At 72.6% G+C, this 19,834-nt stretch carries 17 protein-coding genes and 1 pseudogene; 12 read left to right on the top strand and 6 right to left on the bottom strand.

All coding sequences use genetic code 11. The annotated features are described in order from the left end of the window. Positions 1 to 32: 32 nt before the first annotated feature. From ACZ3ZD_RS34850 to ACZ3ZD_RS34805, 10 genes are all read left to right on the top strand, one after another. On the top strand, positions 33 to 1,697 hold the full coding sequence (locus tag ACZ3ZD_RS34850) for a carbamoyltransferase C-terminal domain-containing protein (protein ID WP_467406687.1): 1,665 nt from the start codon (positions 33 to 35) through the stop codon (positions 1,695 to 1,697). Beyond that, on the top strand, positions 1,697 to 3,031 hold the full coding sequence (locus ACZ3ZD_RS34845) for a KamA family radical SAM protein (RefSeq protein WP_467406685.1): 1,335 nt from the start codon (positions 1,697 to 1,699) through the stop codon (positions 3,029 to 3,031). The genes ACZ3ZD_RS34850 and ACZ3ZD_RS34845 overlap by 1 nt, the downstream gene beginning before the upstream one ends. After that, positions 3,028 to 4,332: a pyridoxal phosphate-dependent aminotransferase gene (locus ACZ3ZD_RS34840; RefSeq protein ID WP_467406682.1), complete on the top strand. Its 1,305-nt coding sequence runs from the start codon at positions 3,028 to 3,030 to the stop codon at positions 4,330 to 4,332. Before ACZ3ZD_RS34845 ends, ACZ3ZD_RS34840 begins: the two co-directional genes overlap by 4 nt. Next, on the top strand, positions 4,329 to 5,042 hold the full coding sequence (locus ACZ3ZD_RS34835) for a maleylpyruvate isomerase family mycothiol-dependent enzyme (RefSeq protein ID WP_467406680.1): 714 nt from the start codon (positions 4,329 to 4,331) through the stop codon (positions 5,040 to 5,042). Before ACZ3ZD_RS34840 ends, ACZ3ZD_RS34835 begins: the two co-directional genes overlap by 4 nt. Continuing rightward, positions 5,033 to 6,217 (top strand): acyl carrier protein, encoded by a 1,185-nt coding sequence (locus ACZ3ZD_RS34830; protein ID WP_467406677.1) that lies wholly within the window; start codon positions 5,033 to 5,035, stop codon positions 6,215 to 6,217. Before ACZ3ZD_RS34835 ends, ACZ3ZD_RS34830 begins: the two co-directional genes overlap by 10 nt. 23 nt (positions 6,218 to 6,240) lie before the next feature. Beyond that, positions 6,241 to 6,504, top strand: a complete 264-nt coding sequence (locus tag ACZ3ZD_RS34825) for an acyl carrier protein (RefSeq protein ID WP_467406675.1) — start codon at positions 6,241 to 6,243, stop codon at positions 6,502 to 6,504. Then, positions 6,501 to 7,661, top strand: a complete 1,161-nt coding sequence (locus ACZ3ZD_RS34820) for an acyl-CoA dehydrogenase family protein (RefSeq protein WP_467406672.1) — start codon at positions 6,501 to 6,503, stop codon at positions 7,659 to 7,661. Before ACZ3ZD_RS34825 ends, ACZ3ZD_RS34820 begins: the two co-directional genes overlap by 4 nt. Beyond that, the gene (locus ACZ3ZD_RS34815; protein ID WP_467406667.1) at positions 7,654 to 8,901 is read left to right on the top strand and encodes an acyl-CoA dehydrogenase; all 1,248 of its coding nucleotides are present in this window, start codon (positions 7,654 to 7,656) and stop codon (positions 8,899 to 8,901) included. The genes ACZ3ZD_RS34820 and ACZ3ZD_RS34815 overlap by 8 nt, the downstream gene beginning before the upstream one ends. Then, positions 8,898 to 9,515 carry a 4'-phosphopantetheinyl transferase family protein gene (locus tag ACZ3ZD_RS34810; RefSeq protein WP_467406664.1) on the top strand — a complete coding sequence of 206 codons (618 nt, stop codon included), beginning with the start codon at positions 8,898 to 8,900 and terminating at the stop codon, positions 9,513 to 9,515. The genes ACZ3ZD_RS34815 and ACZ3ZD_RS34810 overlap by 4 nt, the downstream gene beginning before the upstream one ends. Before the next feature lie 92 nt (positions 9,516 to 9,607). After that, a complete protein-coding gene (locus ACZ3ZD_RS34805) occupies positions 9,608 to 11,188 on the top strand; it encodes an AMP-binding protein (protein WP_467406662.1) in 1,581 nt (526 codons plus the stop codon). Positions 11,189 to 11,958: 770 nt separating this feature from the next. On the opposite strand, the gene ACZ3ZD_RS34800 is transcribed toward ACZ3ZD_RS34805, so the two are convergent. From ACZ3ZD_RS34800 to ACZ3ZD_RS34790, 3 genes and pseudogenes are all read right to left on the bottom strand, one after another. Next, the gene (locus ACZ3ZD_RS34800; protein ID WP_467406741.1) at positions 11,959 to 12,120 is read right to left on the bottom strand and encodes a hypothetical protein; all 162 of its coding nucleotides are present in this window, start codon (positions 12,118 to 12,120) and stop codon (positions 11,959 to 11,961) included. Positions 12,121 to 12,590: 470 nt separating this feature from the next. Further along, positions 12,591 to 12,989, bottom strand: a complete 399-nt coding sequence (locus tag ACZ3ZD_RS34795; RefSeq protein WP_467406659.1) for a peptidase inhibitor family I36 protein — start codon at positions 12,987 to 12,989, stop codon at positions 12,591 to 12,593. 615 nt (positions 12,990 to 13,604) lie between these two features. Continuing rightward, positions 13,605 to 14,507: pseudogene (locus ACZ3ZD_RS34790) on the bottom strand (aldo/keto reductase). A 201-nt stretch (positions 14,508 to 14,708) separates the two neighbouring features. Here ACZ3ZD_RS34790 and ACZ3ZD_RS34785 point away from each other — a divergent pair. Next, the gene (locus ACZ3ZD_RS34785; protein WP_467406656.1) at positions 14,709 to 14,975 is read left to right on the top strand and encodes a hypothetical protein; all 267 of its coding nucleotides are present in this window, start codon (positions 14,709 to 14,711) and stop codon (positions 14,973 to 14,975) included. Between the two features lie 151 nt (positions 14,976 to 15,126). Here ACZ3ZD_RS34785 and ACZ3ZD_RS34780 read toward each other — a convergent pair whose 3' ends face one another. From ACZ3ZD_RS34780 to ACZ3ZD_RS34770, 3 genes are all read right to left on the bottom strand, one after another. Further along, positions 15,127 to 15,528 carry a TraR/DksA family transcriptional regulator gene (locus ACZ3ZD_RS34780; protein WP_467406739.1) on the bottom strand — a complete coding sequence of 134 codons (402 nt, stop codon included), beginning with the start codon at positions 15,526 to 15,528 and terminating at the stop codon, positions 15,127 to 15,129. A gap of 700 nt (positions 15,529 to 16,228) precedes the next feature. Next, on the bottom strand, positions 16,229 to 17,503 hold the full coding sequence (locus tag ACZ3ZD_RS34775) for a glycoside hydrolase family 6 protein (protein WP_467406653.1): 1,275 nt from the start codon (positions 17,501 to 17,503) through the stop codon (positions 16,229 to 16,231). 91 nt (positions 17,504 to 17,594) lie between these two features. Further along, positions 17,595 to 18,560, bottom strand: a complete 966-nt coding sequence (locus ACZ3ZD_RS34770) for a glycoside hydrolase family 6 protein (protein WP_467406651.1) — start codon at positions 18,558 to 18,560, stop codon at positions 17,595 to 17,597. Between the two features lie 229 nt (positions 18,561 to 18,789). Between ACZ3ZD_RS34770 and ACZ3ZD_RS34765 the strand changes: the two genes are divergently transcribed. Next, positions 18,790 to 19,803: a LacI family DNA-binding transcriptional regulator gene (locus tag ACZ3ZD_RS34765; protein WP_467406648.1), complete on the top strand. Its 1,014-nt coding sequence runs from the start codon at positions 18,790 to 18,792 to the stop codon at positions 19,801 to 19,803. The last annotated feature ends 31 nt before the right edge of the window (positions 19,804 to 19,834 follow it).

Here is a 19,834-nt window from a genome sequence, read left to right as displayed (position 1 = left end):
CTCACCCCGTCTGAGAAGAAAGAGAGCGCCGTATGTGGATCCTGGGCGTCAACGCGCCGCCGGCCGGCCATCACGACACCGCCGCCTGTCTCGTCGACGGCGAGGGCCGGGTCGTCGCCTTCTGCGAGGAGGAGCGGCGCAACCGTCGCCGTCACTCCCTGTACCGCAAGCCGCTGGGCGCCGCCCGCTTCTGCCTCGAGCAGGCGGGCATCACCGCCGCCGACATCGACGTGGTCGCCGTCGGCTGGGACGACGAGCAGCTGTATCCCGGCCGGTTCGCCGACGACGCCTCCTTCCTCGCCTACGCCGTCGGCCTGGACTTCGGCGACCGGCTCCCCGAGGTGGTGCGGATCGGCCACCACCAGGCGCACGCCGCTTCCTCGTTCTACGCCTCCCCGTTCAGGAAGGCCGGGGTCCTGGTCGTCGACGGGCACGGGGAGAACGAGTCCTCCAGCATCTGGACGTACGAGGACGGCCGCGCACCGCGGCTGGAACGCAGCTGGGGGCGGACCGCCTCCCTGGGGTACGCGTACGACGCCGCCTCCACGTGGCTCGGCTTCTCCTTCCTCAACGCCGGCAAGACCATGGGCCTGGCCGCCTACGGACGCGCCGGCGGTCTCACCCCCGAACCCCTCGTCTCCTTCGACGGTGACGACTTCCGACTGGTCCTGGACCCCCTGCCCGAACGGGCGGGCCGAGCCGACTCCGAGGAGATCAAGGAGCGGTACGAGAAGGTCGTCGCCCGCTGGCGGGCTCTGTACAGCCGGATCGCCGGCGCCGACGGACCCGGCGTGCCCGAGGAGCGCCTCGCCGACGACTCCCGCGCGGTGCTGGTCGCCTACACCGCACAGCGCCTGGTGGAGGAGACCGTCACCCATCTCGCCTCCCAGGCCCGCAAGGCCGCCGGCGTCGAGGACCTGTGCCTGAGCGGCGGCGTCGCCCTCAACTGCTCCACCAACGGCACCCTGCCCGGCCCCCTCTACGTGCCCCCGGTCCCGCACGACGCCGGCGTGGCCCTGGGTGCCGCCTGGAGCGTGCGCCCGCCCGGCCCCCGCACCGAACCGCTCACCCCCTACCTGGGCGTCGATGTCCTCACCGGCGGTGGGCCCCTGGACGACACCGGGGACCTGGTGCGTACCGCGCTCGACACCGACGAGCTGACCGGCCTGCTCCTGGCGGGGCGGATCGGCGCGGTCGCCCAAGGCCGTGCCGAGGTGGGGCCGCGAGCCCTGTGCCGACGCTCCATCGTCGCCGTGCCCGACACCGCGGACGTCAACACCCGGGTCAACGCGGTGAAGAACCGGGAGCAGTGGCGGCCCTTCGCCGGGGTGACCCGCGCCGAGTACGGGGCCCTGTTGTGGGAGCAGCAGGAACATCTCAGCCGCTACATGCTCGGCGCCGCACGCGTCACCGACCTGGGCCGTCGGGTCGCTCCCGGCGTCGTCCATGTCGACGGCACCACCCGCCCGCAGGTCCTGCTCGGCGACGAGGCCCCGGCCGTCGGCGCGGTCCTGGACGCCCTCGCCGCCCAGGGAGCGCCCCCGGTGCTGCTCAACACCTCCTTCAACGACAAGGGCGAACCGGTCGTCGACACCGCCGCCGACGCGCTGGCCGCGTTCCGCTCCATGGACCTCGACTTCCTGGTCCTCGGCGACGAGCTGTACCGCAAGAAGGCCTCGGCGGGAGGGGGTCGCTGATGGCGGCCGGCCCGACGGCCCCCGAGCGGTTCCGTGCCTACGGGCCGCGCCAGCTCGACGACATCGCCGCCCGTCACCACCTGCCCGGCGAGATCCGCGAGACCGTACGCCGCATCTCCCTCGTCCTGCCGTTCCGGGTCAACGAGTACGTCCTGAACGAGCTCATCGACTGGGACCGCGTACCCGACGACCCGATGTTCCAGCTCACCTTCCCCCAGCGCGGCATGCTCCCCCTCGCCGACGAGGAGCTCCTGGGCAAACTGTCCGCCGACCCCGGTGACAAGCTCCTGCTGCGCGAGGCGGTCGCGGACATCCGCGCCGGCCTCAACCCCCACCCGTCGGGCCAGCAGCGGTACAACGTGCCGCACCTGAACGGCGTCGAAGTGCCCGGCCTGCAGCACAAGTACGACGAGACGGTCCTGTACTTCCCCGCCCACGGGCAGACCTGCCACGCGTACTGCACCTACTGCTTCCGCTGGGCCCAGTTCATCGGCGACGCCGACCTGCGCTTCGCCGTCCCGGACCCCGGCGGTCTGCTCGCCTACCTCGGTGCACACCCCGAGGTCAGCGACGTCCTGGTCACCGGCGGCGACCCGATGGTGATGACCACCGAGCGGCTGCGCCGCCACCTGACGCCGCTCCTGGCCGTGGAGTCGGTCGACACCATCCGGATCGGCACCAAGTCGGTGGCCTACTGGCCACAACGCTTCACCACGGACACCGACGCCGACGATGTGCTGCGCCTGTTCGAGGAGGTGGTGGCCGCCGGCAAACAGCTCGCGGTGATGGCCCACTTCAGCCATCCCCGCGAACTGGAGACCTCCCTGGCCCGGCGGGCCCTGGCCCGCATCCGTGCCACCGGTGCCGTCGTCTACTGCCAGGCGCCCCTGATCGCCCACGTCAACGACGCCGCGGAAACCTGGGCCGCACTGTGGCGGGCCGAGCTGGCGGCCGGCGCGGTGCCGTACTACCTGTTCGTGGAGCGGGACACCGGCCCGCACGCGTACTTCAAGGTGCCGCTGGCCCGCGCGGCGGACATCTTCCGGACCGCCTACCGGGCCCTTCCCGGCCTGGCCCGCACCGTGCGCGGCCCGGTCATGTCGGCCACGCCCGGCAAGGTCGTCGTCGACGGCGTCGAGGAGACCCCCCAGGGCTCCTTCTTCCGGCTGCGGATGCTCCAGGCCCGCGACCCCGCACTGGTCGGCCGCCCCTTCAGGGCCCGCTTCTCGTCCGAGGCCGCCTGGCTGGAGGAGCTGGAACTGGATCCGGCGACCCCGGCCGACATCGCCGCCGCCGTCCGCGGCGACACGCTCGCCGAAAGGAGTCCGGCATGACCACCGCCGCGCCACCGCCCCCCTCCGCGAACCTCGCCCTGAACCAACTCGTCGCCGAGCGCCGGGCCGCGGGCGAGACGCTGGTGCACCTGGCGTTCGGGGAGGCACGGCTGCCCCTGCTGCCGCAGCTCGCCGAACAGCTGGCGAAGGGCGCGGCCCGCGCCGCCTACGGTCCGGTCGCGGGCGGCGCGGGCGTCCGGGCGGCGGTCGCCGGGTACTTCGCCCGGCGCGGCCTGCCCACGGACCCCGGCCAGATCGTGGTCGCTCCCGGCAGCAAGCCCCTGCTGATGGCACTGCAGCTCGCCGTCCCCGGCGATGTGCTGCTTCCCCGGCCCGCCTGGAACACCTACGCCCCGCAGGCCGCCTACGCGGGCAAGCGGACGATCGGCGTACCCGTGCCCGACGAGTGCGGCGGCGTGCCCGACCCCGCCGCACTGCGCACCGCGATCACCCGTGCTCGCTCCGCCGGCCGCGACCCGCGCCTGCTCGTCGTCACCCTGCCGGACAACCCCACCGGCACCCTGGCGCCGGCCGCCCTCGTCCGTGAGGTGTGCGACCTCGCACGGGCCGAGGACCTGGTGATCGTCTCCGACGAGATCTACCGGGACGTGGTCCACGACCCCTCCGCGACCGGGTTCCTCAGCCCCGCCGAGGTCGCCCCCGAACGCACCGTCGTCACCACCGGCCTGTCCAAGAGCCTCGGCCTGGGCGGCTGGCGGATCGGCGCGGCCCGCTTCCCCGCCGGAACGACGGGCCGGCGCCTGCGGGACGGGGTCCTCGCCGCCGCCAGCGAGTTGTGGTCGACGCTGGCGGGGCCCATGCAGCACGTCGCCGAGTACGCCTTCGCCGAACCCCCGGAGATCGTGGAGCGGCTGCGCGCCGCGGCCCGGCTGCACGGCGCCGTGGCCCGCGCCGTGCACCGCATCGCTGTCGACGCCGGCGCCCGCTGCCGCCCACCGACCGGCGCCTTCTACGTCTACCCCGACTTCGAGCCGCTGCGGGCGGAGTTGACGGCACGGGGCGTCACCGACTCCGCCTCGCTGGCCCGCAGGCTCCTGGACGAGTCCGGTGTCGTGGTCCTGGGCGGCCATCTCCTGGGCGACGATCCCGGCGCCCTGCGCTTCAAGGCCGCCACCAGCCTCCTGTACGGCGACGAGAAGGAGCAGGAGGAGGCGCTCCACGCGAACGACCCCGTCCGCCTGCCGCACATCGCCGGCCAACTGGCGCGGATGGCCGCCGGTTTCGCCCGTCTCACCGGCCATCCGGCCTCCGCTCACCCCTGCCTGGAGGAGGCACGATGAAGGAGATCGCCCCCGACGCCACGTCGTTCCACGAACTCGCCGCGGCGGCCGCCCGGTTGCTGGCCACGATCGACGGACTGACCGACGCCGGCGCCGCCGCCCCCTCCCGCCTGCCCGGCTGGACGCGCGGCCACGTCCTGAGCCACCTCGCCGCCCAGGCCCCGGCCCTGGAACGTCTGCTGACCTGGGCCCGGACCGGCGTCGAGACCCCGCAGTACGCGAGCCGCGCGGCCCGGGACGCCGAGATCGAGAGCGGCAGCCGCCTCTCCGCCGCCGTCCTCGTCGCCCGGGTGAGGGACAGCGCCACTCACTGGCAGGACACCGTCGAGTCACTGCCCGAGAAGGCATGGGACGCCACGATCCGCCCGTTCACGGGCGAGGTGTGCACCCCGCGCCGCATCCTCGTGATCCGGCTGCGCGAACTCGCCCTCCACCTGGTCGACCTGGACCTCGGCCACGAGATCGCCGACATCCCGCCGAGCGTCCGCGACATCCTCCTGGACGACGTGCTCGGCTACTACGCCCAGGCCGACGGCGTACCGGCGTTCACCCTGCGCGACGCCGACGGCGCCCCGGTCGCGCGGTTCGGGGACGGCGGACCCGACGTCTCGGGGAAACCGTCCGACCTCCTCGCCTGGTTGAGCGGCCGCTCCGACGGCACCGCCCTGACCACCCCCGGCGCACTGCCGGAGCTGCCCCCGTGGATCTGACCGACGCCCCCGCCCCCGCACCCCGGAGAACCGCGACCCCGATGCCCGCCATCCCCGCCCCCGGTCCGCTGCCGCTCGACGGCGTCCGCACCGGCCTGCTCGACTGCGTACAGGTCAACCTCGCCGTGCTCGCCGACCACTTCCACGGCACCGGCACCCACCTGCGCCTGGGCGCCCGCCTTGATCTGCCCCTGCGACTCCTGCCCGACGGGCTGCCCACCGCCGACCCGGCTCTGGACGACCGGCTGAAGAGCGCCGCGCCGCAGGCCGGCCTCGCCCCGGTCCGGCGCGCCCGCCTCTCCGGGGCCGCCCTGCTGGAGGAGTCGGTGCGGTACGGCGGTGTCCTGTACGTCGTCGCCGACGCCTTCCACCTGCCCTGGCTGCCCTACCACGGCAACGCCCACATGGAGCACAGCTTCCTGCTCGCCGCGGGGCCGGAGGACCTGCACGTCACCGACGGCTACGACATCGAGACCCGGTGGGGCGCCGCCTCTCCCGGCACCCACATCCTCGACCCCGCCGCTCTCCGCGGCCTCGAGTCCGCCGAGGCCATCACCTTCGCCCCCGTCCCACCAGCCCCGGCCACGCCGACGGTCGCCGCCTACGAGACCGGGCCCTACCTGACGGCGTACGCGACCTGGCCGGACCGCGCCCGTGCCCTGGAACAGCTCTCCGCCGAGACCTGGCTGCTGGCCCGTGCCCGCAAGCTGCACGCCGCCCTCCGCGCGCAGGTCGCCGGCCACGCCGTGGAGAGCGACGCCGAGCGGGCCCACCTCGCCGCGTGGGACAAGCTCGTCGAGCAGACCTACCTGGCCGCCCGCCGCGTCGGCCGGGGTCGCGCCGAGCCGCCGGGCACGGTCGAGCGCCTGGGGGAACTCCTCGCAGCCGACCACGAGGTGTTCGCCGCCGCGCCCGTTCGGACGGAGGGCGACGCCGTCGACCCCGAGCTGCGCCGTCGCGTGGCCGCCGTCGCCGCCGACATTCTCGGCGTCCCCTCCGCGTCCCTCCTGGCCGGCGCCACCTTCGACTCCCTGCCCTCCTTCAGCTCCTTCCGGCTCGTCGAGATAGTCGAACGGGTCGAGAGCGAACTCGGCCGCGAACTGGACGCCGACGAGCTGATCCCCGAAAACCTGCGCCGGGTCGAAGACCTGTGCCGCATCGCCCGCCCGGCGTGACCTCCCGAAAGGAACCGTCCCTCATGGATCCCCGCTTCACCGAACTCCTGCGCCCCTTCCTCAAGCCGGCCGGCCCCGGGGAGATCACCATCACACCCGACACCGACCTGCGCCGCCTCGGCGTCGACTCCATGCAGGCGATCGAGCTGCTCTTCTCGCTGGAGGACACCTTCGGCATCGCCCTGCCCGACGAGGAGATGAACGACGCCACCTTCGCCACCGCCGGCAGCCTCTGGCAGGCCGTCTCGCGCCAACTGCCGGGCCGGGCGGCGGAGGCGTCCGCGTGACCGCCGTCATCGACCTCACCGCCCGGCTCTCGGAAGTCTCCGAGGTGACCGAGGCACACCTGGCCCGCGTGGACCGGGACGCCTCCTTCCCCGTGGAGGCCCTGGACGCCCTGCGCCGCACGGGCCTGCTCGGTCTGCTCGTCCCCGCCGACGAGGGCGGCCTCGGCGGTTCCCCCCGCGACCTGGTCGCGGCGGCGCACGTGCTGGGACGCACCGACATGTCCGTCTCCATGATCTTCGCGATGCACTGCCAGCAGACCGCCGCCCTCACCCGGTACGCCGACGAGCGTCTGCGCAAGGACCTGCTCCCCCGCGTCGCCGCCGGAGAGGTCTACCTCGCCTCGGTGACCACCGAGGTCGGCAAAGGCGGCCACCTCCTGAGCGCCGACGCCAAGCTGGACCAGGACAAGGACGTCCTGACCCTCGACCGGTTCGCGCCCATCGTCACCGGCGGGGCCCACGCCGACGGCTTCCTCGTCACCATGGGCGCCCCCGGCGACACCACCGCGCACGAGGTCTCCCTCGTCTACGCCGACCGCGCCCAGCTCACCATCGAGGGCTCGGGCGACTGGCAACCGATGGGCATGCGTGCCAGCCACAGCGTGCCACTGCACCTGACGGGCAGCGTTCCCGGCCACCACGTGATCGGCGGTCACGGCCGATTCCACGACATCGCCGCCCAGGTGTTCGGCCCCCTCGCCCACCTCGGCTGGTCGGCGGCCTGGCTCGGCACCGCGGCCGGCGCGCTCTCACGCGTCCTGCGCCTGCTCCGCAGCCCCGCCGGCCGGGGACGCTTCGACCTCTCCTCCGAGCTGCTGCTGAGCCGGCTCGCCCGCGCCCGCCGTCGGCTCGACGCCGTCCACGCCCTTCTGCACCGGGCCCTGGCGGACGTCGAGAGCGGCGGGGACCTCTCCCGGCCCCCACGCCAGCTCCTCCTCAACTCCCTGAAGGTCACCGCCTCCGAGGAGTGCCTGGCCGCCGTCGACGACCTGGTGGAGGCCGTCGGACTGCGCCACGGCTACCTCAAGGACTCACCCACCCGCCTCGAACTGGCCCTGCGGGACCTCAGGTCGGCCTCGCTGAACTACCACAACGACCGGTTGAACCTGGCCGACGGCCGACTGGCGCTGCGCGACCTCGGAGTGACCTTTGCCTGACGTACGGCCATCCAGCACTCCCGCGTCCACCCGCACCCCGGCGCCCACCCACACCCCCGCGCACCCGGGCCCGCGCGGCGGCACGCCAGGCGGCCCGGCGCCGACGCCTCCCACCGCGTCACCCGGCCTCGACGCGCTGCCCGCGACCGCCGACGGCGCCGAGGTCTGGGCGGCCCTCGGCGCGGCCGGGCTGCTGACCAGCGCCTACCGGGGCGGCGACGTCCACGCCGGCGTGGACCCCCACGGCTTGGCCGGCCTCCTCGCCGCCGCCGACGCCCGCTGGTCCATTCCGGCCACCCTCTCGGCCAGCGTCCAGCTCGCCACCGCGCTGCCCGTCCTGGCCACCGGCACCGGGCCGGTCGTCGAACGGACCTTGCGCCGAACCCTGACCGGGCGGGCCACCCTTGCCCTCGCCGCCACCGACACCACCGCCGGCACCGACCTCACCGCCCTGCGCACCGAGGCCGCCCTGGACGACGACTCGGTCCAGGTCACCGGCGGCAAGGAGTGGATCGCCAACACCACCACGGCCGAAGCCTTTCTGGTCCTCGCCCGGCACCGGCCAGGACGCCACTTCACCAGCTTCTCCTGGGTCCTCGTCCCCGCCGACGCCCCCGGCGTGACGGTCCGGCCCGCGCCCTCGGCCCTCTACGCGTCCTCCGGCGCCGGCCACGTCACCTTCGACGCCGTACGGCTGGGCCGGGACCATCTCGTCGGCCGGGTCGGCATGGGGCTGCCGCTCTTCGCCCGGCACATCGCCGTCGAACGCCTGGCGGGCGCGCTGTGGGGCGTGGCCCTCTGCCGCCGCGTCCTCGCCACGACGCGCCGACGGCTCGCCGACCGCGCCCACGGCGACGGGACCTTGTGGGACCTCCCGCACATCCGTCAGCGCTTCGCCTCCTGTCTCGTCCGGGTCCAGGAACTCAAGGCCCTGGCCGACCGGTTGGGCCCCAGGGTCGCCCTGCATCACGATTCCCGGGCCGCGGCCACGCTCAAGGCCGCGGCCGGCACCACCGTTCCGTACGTGCTGGGCGAGTGCGCCCAGCTGTGGGGGGCCGCAGGATTCGCCGCCGGCGGCATCCAGGAGGTCCGCGCCCAGGCCGCCCTCTTCGGCATCGGCGGCGGCGCCACCGAGGTCGTCCTGGACACCCTCGCCGAAGGCGCCGACCAGATCCTGGCGGAGCTGGCCCACCCCGGCCCACTCCCGGTGGAGCCGGCCGGTCGCGGCACGCCCGCGTGAACGCGGCGGTCCAGATCGAGGACGGCGTGTGGGTGCTGACCAGGGCCGCCGCGCAGGTGCCGCCCAGCGCTCACCGGGACGACCTGCGCCGCGCCGGGGGCCTGCCGGGGTGGCGGGCCGGCCGCTTCCTGCGCGGCCGAGGACTGCTCCGCGAGCTCCTCGGCACCACCGACCCGCGTCTGGCCGGAGCCGACGTCGTCCTCGACGAGCGGGGAAAACCCTGGTTGGCGGGTTTTCCCCGGGCCGGCGTGAGCATCTCGCACAGCGAAGGGCAACTGGCCTGTGCCTTCGCCGCCGGCCGGGCCGTCGGGGTCGACGTGCAGCATCCCGCCGACTCCGTCGGGGCCGGACTGGTCCACCGTCTGCTGCGCTCTCATGCCCCCGCGGTGCTGGTTCTGCCACCCGCCGAGGCCGCCGAGACGGTGGCGTGGGTGTGGACCGTCCAGGAGGCGTGCGTCAAGGCCGCGGGGTCCGGTCTCGCGGGCCGGCCATGGGCCGTCGACGTGGCGCCCGGCGCCTCCCGCGGACGCTGGGGGCCGTATCGCTGGATCTCTCTGCGTGAGTACTCGCACACGCCGCTGAGCTGTGCCTTCGAGGCCCGCCGGGAGGAGTGAACGGTAGCGCACGCACCCCGGCGGCGCACGCACCCCGCCCACCCGTGAACGGGCCCCCCTTCCAGACCACTTGCGAAAGGCGACAGCCGCACGTGACACACGAGCACCTTCCCACCCTGCACGACTGGTTCGCCCGCACGGCCGCCGAGCATCCCTACCTGCCCGCCCTGGAGATCGGCGACACCCGACTGACATACGCCGGACTCGCGCGCCTGTCCGAGCACCTGGCGGCGCGACTTCTCCGTCTGTGCGGCGGCGCGTCGCCGCGCAGGGTGGGACTGCTCACCGGCCGTACCGCCGTCGCCTACGCCGGTTACCTCGCCGTCCACCGTCTCGGAGCCACCGTCGTCCCCCTCGGCTCCGCCTTCCCCGCCGCCAGGAACACCGCGGTCGCCACCGCCGCCGCCCTCGACGCCATCCTCACGGACGGCACCTGCGACCATGCCGAACAGCTCCCCGCTCCCCTGCTGACCGTCACCGGCGACACTCTCGCCGACCTGACGACCACCCCGCCCCCTCCCCTGCCGGCCTGCCCCGCAGCCCCCGACGACCTCGCCTATCTGCTCTTCACCTCGGGCTCCACCGGTACTCCCAAGGGCGTGCCCGTCCGGCACCGCAACGTCTGCGCCTACTTGGCCCACGCCGTGCCGCACCACGACACCGGTCCCGGCGACCGCGTCTCGCAGACCTTCGACCTGACCTTCGACCCTTCCGTGCTCGACCTGTACACGGCCTGGGGAACCGGCGCCACGCTGGTCGCGGCGACCCGTGGGGACCTGCTGCGCCCGGTGAGGTTCGCGACCGACCGCGCCCTGACCCACTGGAACTCCGTACCGTCGGTGATCTCGCTCGCCGAACGGCTGCGTGCGCTCAAACCCGGCTCCCTCCCCACCCTGCGCCGGTCCGTGTTCTGCGGTGAGCCCCTGACACTGCGTCAGGCCGGGGCATGGGCGGCGGCAGCCCCGCGCAGTACGGTCGAGAACGCCTACGGCCCCACCGAACTGACCGTCACCTGCAGCGCCTACCGGCTACCGGCCGACCCCGGCGACTGGCCCGCGACCGCCAACGGCACGGTGCCCGTCGGCTCTCTGCATCCAGGCCTGGAAGGACGCCTCCTCCACGGCGAACTCTGCGTCCGGGGCCCGCAGCGCTTCCCCGGCTACCTGGATCCGGCCGACGACGCGGGCCGCTTCCTCGCCCCCGACGGCACCGCGCACGACCCGTCCACCGCGCTGACGGATGCCCACTGGTACCGCACCGGCGACCGGGTGGTCCCGCTCACCGGGTCCACCCCGCCCGACGGACCGCTCGTCCCCGGCACTCCCCTGGTCCACGTCGGGCGCCTCGACCACCAGGTCCAGGTGCACGGCTACCGCGTCGAACTCGGCGAGGTCGAGGAGGCGTTGCGCTCCCTGCCCGGAGTCCGGGACGCGGTGGTCGTCGCCCTGCCCACCCCGGACGGCAGCGTCGAACTCACGGCAGTCTGTACCGGCCGGGTCGAGGAGGAGCCCCGCGACGCGCTGCGCCGTCGGCTCCCGCCCTACATGGTCCCGGCCCGCGTGGTTCCGGTCCCCGCGCTGCCGCTCAACGGCAACGGCAAGGTGGACCGGGGCGCGGTGGCGGAGCTGGTCGGTCACGTGGATCGACGATCGCAGACGCGAGTCGGGCCCTGAGCCTCCCGGTGCCGCTGCCGGCTTGAGGTGTGCGGCGGGGATCGCGGATGGCTTGACTCACCGTCCTCACCGGGGAAGCGGTGGGCGTGCCCGGGGCGGCGGCGGGTTTGCGTCGTGGCCGGTTTCCACCAGGGCGTGTCGGCGGGGAGGCCGGGGGCTCGTTGTGGACTGCAGGATGTGCGCCCGGTGTGGTCCAGGCACTCTCCGGGGAGTCGTCGTGCCTCGTGATCTGCCGGATTGCGTATCAAGACTGGGCCGCGAGAGTGGACACCTGCGCGGCCGGACTGGTGCGGGCGCTGCCCGGCGGCATCGAACTCGTCGACGAAGCCGGACGGCACGGGCCGGTCGCCGTAGCCACGGCCAGCCCCCGCCACTTCGTCGTCACCGTGCTCAAGCGACTCCTCCTGGACGAACGATTGAGCGTGCTGGTGTGCGGCGAAGACGTCCACCGGCCGCAACCCGACCCCGACCCTTGCCTCCAAGCCGCCGCGGCACTCGCTCCCTACGTGACTCCTTCGACCAGGCCACATCATCCACGTCGATGTGGGGAAGACAGGCCGTATCCCCCGCTCGTGAGCCGCTGGAATGTCCACTACGACTACCACCGACCCCACACCGCGTTCGGAAGCCAACCACCGGCAGCGCGACTACCAGGTGACGTCACCGACGTCATGGCCTCCTGCATCTGGTCAGACCCGACGGCCAGCCGAGCGGCGAGCCCAGCGAACACTGTGCCACTGAAGATATTGAGTCCGCGTGCCACTCGGCGACTACGTCGCAACAGCGACGAGAGCCGACCGGAGAGCCCTTCCGGCGGCCGTGGCCTCATCGCTCCCCAGGCTGGAGCGGTCACGGAACGCCTGAACCGCGAGGTAGAGGAGATGGGCCGCGCCGATCCAGCGCAGGGCGTGATACAGCGACGGCAGTGACATGAAAAGCGCCGAGAGACCCGGCGCGGCGGCACCCGCGTGCACCAGGCGAAGTATCCACCATGACCGTCAGTTGATCAGAGCGCCTACGCACGGCGACCCAATTCCGAGGACTGAGATGCCGGCGGCTGCCTCCTGCCTCGTCCACACTATGAGGCAGGCACAGGCGCTTGCCCGGGAACGACCGTCCGGACTTCCCCCGCTGCGGCCTGTCAACCACCTCGCCGTTCCACTCAGGCGAGCTGTCGGCACTGGGGATCGGTACCTCGGGAGGCGGCTGCTCTTCTGGCCAGGCATCCCAGATGTCGCCCTGCCCGATGCCGGCGAGGTAGCGGGGCCCGGAGAACCCTGATCAAGGAACCGGTCCGGAAGTCGTATCCCCGTGGCCCGGTTGCGAGGTACTGCAACGACGGACCGGTGAGTGCCTGGTCCAGCTCCGGCCAGGGACTGGGCCAGGCACTCGGAGGTGTCGATCAGGACGGACAGGGACCGGGTCGCACGGAACTGATCTGGTCGTTCAGATTGTATTGGGTGACGTTCCCCTTGTAGGTGGCGGCGACAGGGAGGCATCGCCCGGTGAAGTTGGTTCCCGTGTAGACGGACCAGATCCGGCCGTTGCGATTCCGGAGGGACGATGTGATGTTGTCGAAGTCCGAGGGGAGAGTCTTGCGTTCACCTTGCAGTCCCAGAACGCGGCCCTGTCCGTCGATGTTCTCGAATAAGCAGAAGTTGGGGCTTGCGCAGCGGTCATAACCGCTGGCCCTCCCCGTGGACGGTGCTGCTGACGCCACGGGCGCGGTCACGGCCGCGAGCGTAAGCCCCGCTGCCATAGCCATACCGGTGGTCATCGTACGGAATTTCGATGCGGGCATGGTCTCTTCCTTTCAGACGGTGTCCTGTTGTGGCGGCCAGGCGCCATCGGGCCCCCAGCTCGGCCCTCGGTCGTCACGCCGTTTTGCGCGTCTTACCCACTCCTTACAATGTCGATACCGCTTCTTCCGGTTCGCCCCTCATAAGGGTGACCGGGACGCGCTGGACCGAACAGGAATCGAACTCGGCGATCGGGCAAGGTGCTTCGGCGGCCGGAAGCCCCCGCCCTCCCGGGCTGCGTACCGGGTGCGGAGGCGGAGGGAGCGGGCGGCGCGGTGCCCTGCGACGGCTCCACGCCCGCAGGCGCGCCAGGAGCTTCGCGGTGAGTGGCAGGACCGGTACGCCGGGCCCGTCGCCCGAAAGCTGCATCCGCCAGGTCGAACCCGAGTCGTGCGGCACCCACGATGCCCGCCAGCCGGGCCGGGGGGGGAAGGAAGGCTTGAGGGGGGCCACTGCCGGACCCAGTCACAGGCGCCCAGGTATCAATAAGTGCGCGATCTCGGCCTACCGAAAGAGGACAAGGTGGACCAGCCGACCGAGAGCGGCCACGTCGACATCGCCGAGTAACCGGCCCCACGGCAAAACGCGCCACGCACCGTGTGGCATTCCAGGGAGCGTCACTTGGGGTGGCCGGCGCCGGATCGGGCCTGCCAGTGACTGGGTTTGCCCCCGGACACGGCGACCTGGACGCGAACCTGGCCGGGGCCGGGCGCAGGCAGGTCACGGTCGACGCACTGGAGGACGTCGGGGGTGCCGTTGTCGCGGTACACCTTGGGCAGGCCGGGGAAGGTCCCGCCGAGCGGGAAGAACGGCGCCCAGGCGATGCCCTCGGCCGCGCACAGCCGCAGGATGTCCTCGTCGTCGCGGGAGACGACACTGTAGGCGTTCTGCACGCAGTCGACGCCGGCGGGCAGCGCCCGGCGCAGGCCGTCGAGGGTGACGCTGCTCAGGCCGATCGCGCCGATCTTTCCCTCGTCGCGCAGGGTGGTCATCACCGCGAGCTGGTCGTCGAGGTCGACGACCTGGTCACCCTCGGGACGCAGGCCGGGGCCGGTGTCAACGCGGCGGAGGTTGACGACCGCGAGCCGGTCGACGCCCAGGCTGCGCAGGTTGTCCTCGACGCTCGCGCATCCGCGCTTCGCCCCCGACGGCCGCCGGATCGCCTACACGTCCTGGCGCAGCCTCGTCCCCGGGATCCACCTCGTGGACGTCGACGGCGGCCCCGCGCAGTTGCTCGGGCCGCTGCGCCGGACGCAGCGGCAGGCGGCCGGCGGGGTGGGGGTCGGCGCCGACCTTCGTGACGACCAGGACGTCGTCCTCGGGACACAGTGCCTCGCGGATCACGTCGTTGACGAACCCGAAGCGATAGAACTCGGCGGTGTCCACATGATCGACTCGACCGCACGGCGCAGCAGCGCGACGGCCTCGCCGCGGCGGTCGTGCAGGCGCTCGAGCTGCATGGCACGGTAGCCGATCCGGAAAACGGTGCGGTCGGCGGTCGAAGCGGTCGTGGTGGTCATGAGGCTGTCTCCTCGGTCGGTGTTCGCAAGGCGGTGTACAGCAGTTCCGGCCTTGTAGAGCTCCATGACCCGGTGGGCGATCGGGGTGGCGGGCCCCCGGGTCTGGGCGGCTCGTGATGCTCGGCCTTGACGAGCCAGGCCGTGATGCAGTCGTGCAGCATCGCGCGCATCCGGTCGGTCAGGCCGAGGACGATGTCGCGGATGGCCGGGTCCGTGGTCGCCTCACCCCGGATCGGCCCCGCCGACCCGGGCCTCGGCGGGGCCGATCGCGGCGATCAGACGGGAGAGCGGTTCGTCGGGGCCGGGTGGCTCGCCACCCCGTGCGGTCGACGCACGCGGAGGGATGGTCAGGCGCGGGTGGACTACCGCAACAAGGCCAGTCCGGTGCGGGCCAGCGCCCACGAGGTGACCCAGGTCGACTGTCTGACCGGTGGCCACGACCCGCTGCCGTTCTGGCTGTGGTGGTAGGCCACCGTGCCGAGCCGCGAGGACGTCGACGTGCTCTGGAAGGTGTACCCGCGGCGCTTCGACCTCGGATACACCTTCCGGCTGCTGCGGCAGATCCCGGGGTGGCCCTGGCGGAATATCCGCTCCCCGGAGGCCGGAGATCGCACTGGCGTCAGGCGCGGCGTGGGTCGGTCCCGGCGCAGCGGACACAGGTGGTCGCCGCCGGACGGATCTCCAGCCGTTCGGGCGGAATCGTCCCGCCGCAGCCTTCACATTGCCCGTACTGTCCCTGTTCGAGTCGTTCCAGTGCCCGGTCCAGTTCGTCCAGGTGCTCGCGCGCCTGCGCCATCAGTGAAGCGACGTGGGCCCGCTCGAAGGCGGTGGTGCCCCCTTCGGGGTCGTGCTCGTCGTCTATCGCGATCAAGGCGTTCGCCGCGACGATCCCGTCGAAGTCGCGGCTCAGCGCGGCCGCCCGAGCGAGGGTGTCGGCGCGGTCGGCCGCAAGGCGAGCACGGACGCTCGAGAAGGCGGACGAGCCAGGCTCGCCAGGACCGTACCGAGTTCCATCACCCATGCTGCGACAACGCTGATTCACCCTTCCCCATTCCCCCACCGGAGGAGGCCGAGCTGCCCGCCGAAGAGGATGGAGTGCCGGCGGCGGCATGGCGGAGCGGCATGGCGGATAGGGCTGATTCGGGACGCCGCCACGGTGCCCGTGCGGCCGGCGGCGCGGGAGCAGTGCGCATCGGGTGGGGGGGGGAGGCGGTGGAGCGGTCCGGTCGAGGGCGGCGCGTTTCGCCTGACACAGGGCGCGGGCGCCTGAGTCCGGCCGGCACAGGTTCGCCGTCGCGGAAGGACGCGATCATCGCCGTACGGCCGGACGCGTTCGACATCCAGCTCACGTACCACCCGCACGAGGTGACCGCCGGGACGTGCGTCACCTCAGCGTGCCCGTAAGCCACCTACGCCGATCGACGAGACTGACCTCGGCGGCATCCGCAACCTCAGGGGCCGGATGCGGGCCGACCCTCACGGCGGGCACGGTCGTCCTCGTGCGCCACGGCATCCGGCGCCGTGGCCACCAGAACGACGCGGCCCGCCCCGCATGTACCAGCTCCGCCTCGATCCGGCGGTGCCGCAGCTGCGCCTCCGGGACACCGTCGGCCTCGTTCTCGTCCGCTGCCTCTCGACGTCGGGCGCGAGTACGACATCTCCTTCCTCCGGCACGGGTTCTGCCTTCGAGAAGCCGGAGGACGGCTCGCGGCCTCGACCGCTCAGCGGTTGAAGGTCAGGCGCGGTGCCGCGTTGCGGGCCAGGGAGTGGGCCTGGGCGGGCCACCAGGTACCGGCGGGCGGGTCGACGATGCCGTACTCGGGGTCGATGGTACCGCCGGTGTTGCGCGTGCAGCTGCCGTCGGACTCACCGGGGATCTTGATCCACAGGTAGGCGTCGACGAGGGGTACGCCGGTGTCGGCGGTTGGGCGCGGGCCGAGACCGCGGCCGGGTGCGTTGCACCAGGCCTCCGGATCCCCGGTGTACTTGCCCGGCTCGGGGGTCCAGGCGCCCAGACCGTTGCGGCTGGTGTCGATCACGAAGTGACGCAGACCGTCGGCCGGCGGGGTGCCCACGTTCTGGTCGTACCAGGCGTCGGTCCACCGCCAGGTGGTGGGATCGGTGGAGGAGACCGCGTTGCCGGGGGTGCCGTCGTTGGGGGCGGCCGCCGAGTAGTACTGGTCGGCGCACCGCTCGGCGTGGCCACGCGCCTCCTCGGGCCCTTCGGTGGCGTACCACATGCACTTGGCGATCCAGGTGCCGTATCTGGTGTTGTGGTCGGTGGGGTGGTTGTTGGACACGTTCAGGGCGAACCCGTCACTGTGGCGGACCCCGGCGTCCAGCAGCCGCTGGGCCATCTCACCGACGGGCCGCCATTGGACGTTCCCGGCGTCCAGGTACACCGCGGTGCGCGGCTTGGCCTTCAGGGTCTTCACGGCATAGGCGAGGTCGGCGATGCGGGCGGCGGTGAGTTCGCCTGTCGGGTCGGTGGTGGGTCCGCAGTCCTTGGGGAGGAGGGCCGTGCCATCGGGTTCGACGACGACCACCGCCTTGCTGGTGCCGATGCCGGCGGCGAAGGCGTCGATCCATTGCCGGTAGGCGGCGGAGGATGCGGCTCCGCCACTGGAGTACTGCGCGCAGTCCCGGCCCGGGACGTTGTAGGCGACCAGGACCGGGGTCCGGCCCACGGTCCGGGCCCGATGGACGAGCTTGCCGACCTTGCCGCGCACCTCGTCGGGCGTGCCGTCGGTGAACCACTCGGCCTGGGGCCAGCTGGCGAGCTTGGCCATGTTCACGGCGTTCTCGGTGTCGCCGCTCCCGAAGTCCGCGAGGGCCTGCTTCGCGGCCTTGCTGTGCGGGTCCACGTAGAACTTCGTGGCCGGGGTGATCACATCCTGCGCGGGTGTGGCCTGCGCCTGCGTCGCGGTCAGAGCGGCGCCTGCGGTGAGGGCCGCGACGGCGACGGCCGCGCGGCGCCGAAGGCTGCGTGGGTTCATGGTTGCTTCCTGGTCGATGAGGTGGTGGAGGCGGATGCCCGCCGGCCGGGTGGACTGCCGATCCGCCTGTGCGGGCGGCGGGAGTCCCGGATCAGTAGCCGTAGATCATCTTGTAGGCGACCTCGGGGAGGAACTGTCCGGCCGTGGAGCCGGCTCCGACGCCGCAGTTGCCGTCGGACTCGCCCGGGGTCTTGATCCACAGCAGCATCTCGGCGCCTCCGCCCGTCCGGGTGGGGGTGCCGATGCGGCGGCTCGCGGGGTTGCACCACTGGCCGTTGGAGCCGTTGCCGTTGCGGCTGGTGTCCACGACGAACGGCTTGGTGTAGCCGTAGCGGGCACGGAGCTCGCTGTTGACGGCGTTGCCGAAGGCGGTGTTCTCGGCGGTCGTGAAGTAGTTGGAGACGTTGAGCGAGAAGCCGTGGGCCTGGCGGAGGCCGGCTTCGTGCAGGCGCTGGGCTATGGTCGCCGGACTGACCCAGCCCGGGTTGCCGGCGTCCATGTAGACCCAGGTGTTGGGGGCCTGCCGGCTGAACTGGGCGAGGGCGTTGGTGAGCATGGCCTCTCGCTCGTCGATCTGAGCCTGGGTCATACAGCCGTAGTCCCCGAGGGAGTCCGGTTCGAGGATGACGACCGCCGGGCGGCCTGCGATCCCGCCGGCGAACTGGGCGATCCAGTTCGCGTAGGCGGACGGCGAAGCGGCCCCGCCCGCGGAGTGCCCGCCACAGTAGTCACGGTTGTAGATGTTGTAGGCGACGAGGACGGGCAGTTTGTCGGAGTAGTCCGCCGCTCCCACGTACGCGCCCGCGGCCGTGCCGATGGCGCCGCTCCAGGAGCCGAACCAGCGGGCCATCGGGGTGTTGGCGATGGAGGCGTTGATCGCGGCCGCCCGGCCGTCGCCGGGGTTGGCGGCTACCCACCGCTTGGCGCTGGAGTCGGGGTCGACATAGAAACCGCTGGTCATGGTGGTCGGGTCGGCAGCGTGGGCGGACGGTGCGAGGGCGAGCGCGGACGGCAGGGCGAACAGGGCCGACACCAGTATTCGCATGCTGCGGCGCATGGCTGTACCTCGATTCCTGGACGGGATCCGAGCGTATTGGGAGCGCTCCCACTGGAAGCGGTCCCAATCGTGGGGTGGGCCGGATGAGCTGTCAATACTCGGCGCAGTACTCGGCTCAGGACTCGGCCTCTACCGGATGGCGAGGCCGACGGAGACGCTGGGCTGGAAGCGCTCCCAGACCCAGACCACCCCTCCGAACTCCCGCTGACCTGTGAGAAACTCCCGGCTCATGGCAGAAGATGCGCCGCGTCGGCAGCCGACGCTCGACGAGGTGGCCGAACGCGCCGGCGTGTCCCGCTCCGTGGCCTCCCGTGCCCTCAACAACGCTCCGCACGTCAGCCGCGCCAAACGTGAAGCCGTCGAACGGGCCGTCCGGCAACTCGGTTACGTCCCCAACCCGACCGCTCGCGCCCTGGCCACCCGGCAGACCGGAGCGGCCGCCCTGGTCGTCTCCGGAGAAGATCCGTCGATCTTCGCCGATTCCTTCTTCGCCCAGATCATCGTGGGGGCGTCGGCCGCTCTCGAGGAGGCGGACCTGCATCTGATGCTGTGCCTGGCCGCTTCCGACCGCGGCCGCAAGCGGGTTGCGGAACTCCTCCGCTCCAGGGGCGCCGACGGCGCGATGCTGATGGCGCTGCGCGAGGACGATCCGCTGACCCGGGTGGCCGAGAAGGCGCAGATACCCGTCGTGTTCGGCGGACGCCCGGTCGGTACGACTCCCCGGTGGTACGTCGATGTCGACAACGTCGGCGGGGCGCGCAAGGCGACCGAGCACCTGCTCTCGCGCGGCCTGACTCGTGTGGCCGCGATCTGCGGGCGGCTGGACACCGAGGCCGGGCGCGCCCGGTACCGCGGCTACCGGGACGCCATGCTCGCCGCCGGCCTCGATCCGTTGCCGCCGCAGGAGGGGGACTTCACCGAGCACAGCGGAGCCGCCGCCATGGCCGCACTGCTGGCGAACCACCCTGAGGTGGAGGGGGTGTTCGCAGCCGGCGACAACATGGCGGTGGGAGCTCTGCGCACGCTGCGGAAGGCCGGTCGGCAGGTCCCCGCCGACGTCGCCGTGGTCGGATTCGACGACCTGAGCGCCTCCCGGCTCGCCGATCCGCCGCTCACCACCATCCATCAGCCCATAGAGGCTCTGGGCCGCGAGATGGCGCGCATGCTGGTCGCCCTCGTCAACGGGCAGGACCCCACTGCGCTGATCCTGCCGACCCGCCTGATCGTCCGCTCCAGTGCCTGACGGCTGTGGCGGGCCCCAGCCGGAGCCGGGC

The organism is Streptomyces sp. NPDC023481, assembly GCF_055560195.1.
This window is presented reverse-complemented; position numbering and strand designations above follow the sequence as displayed.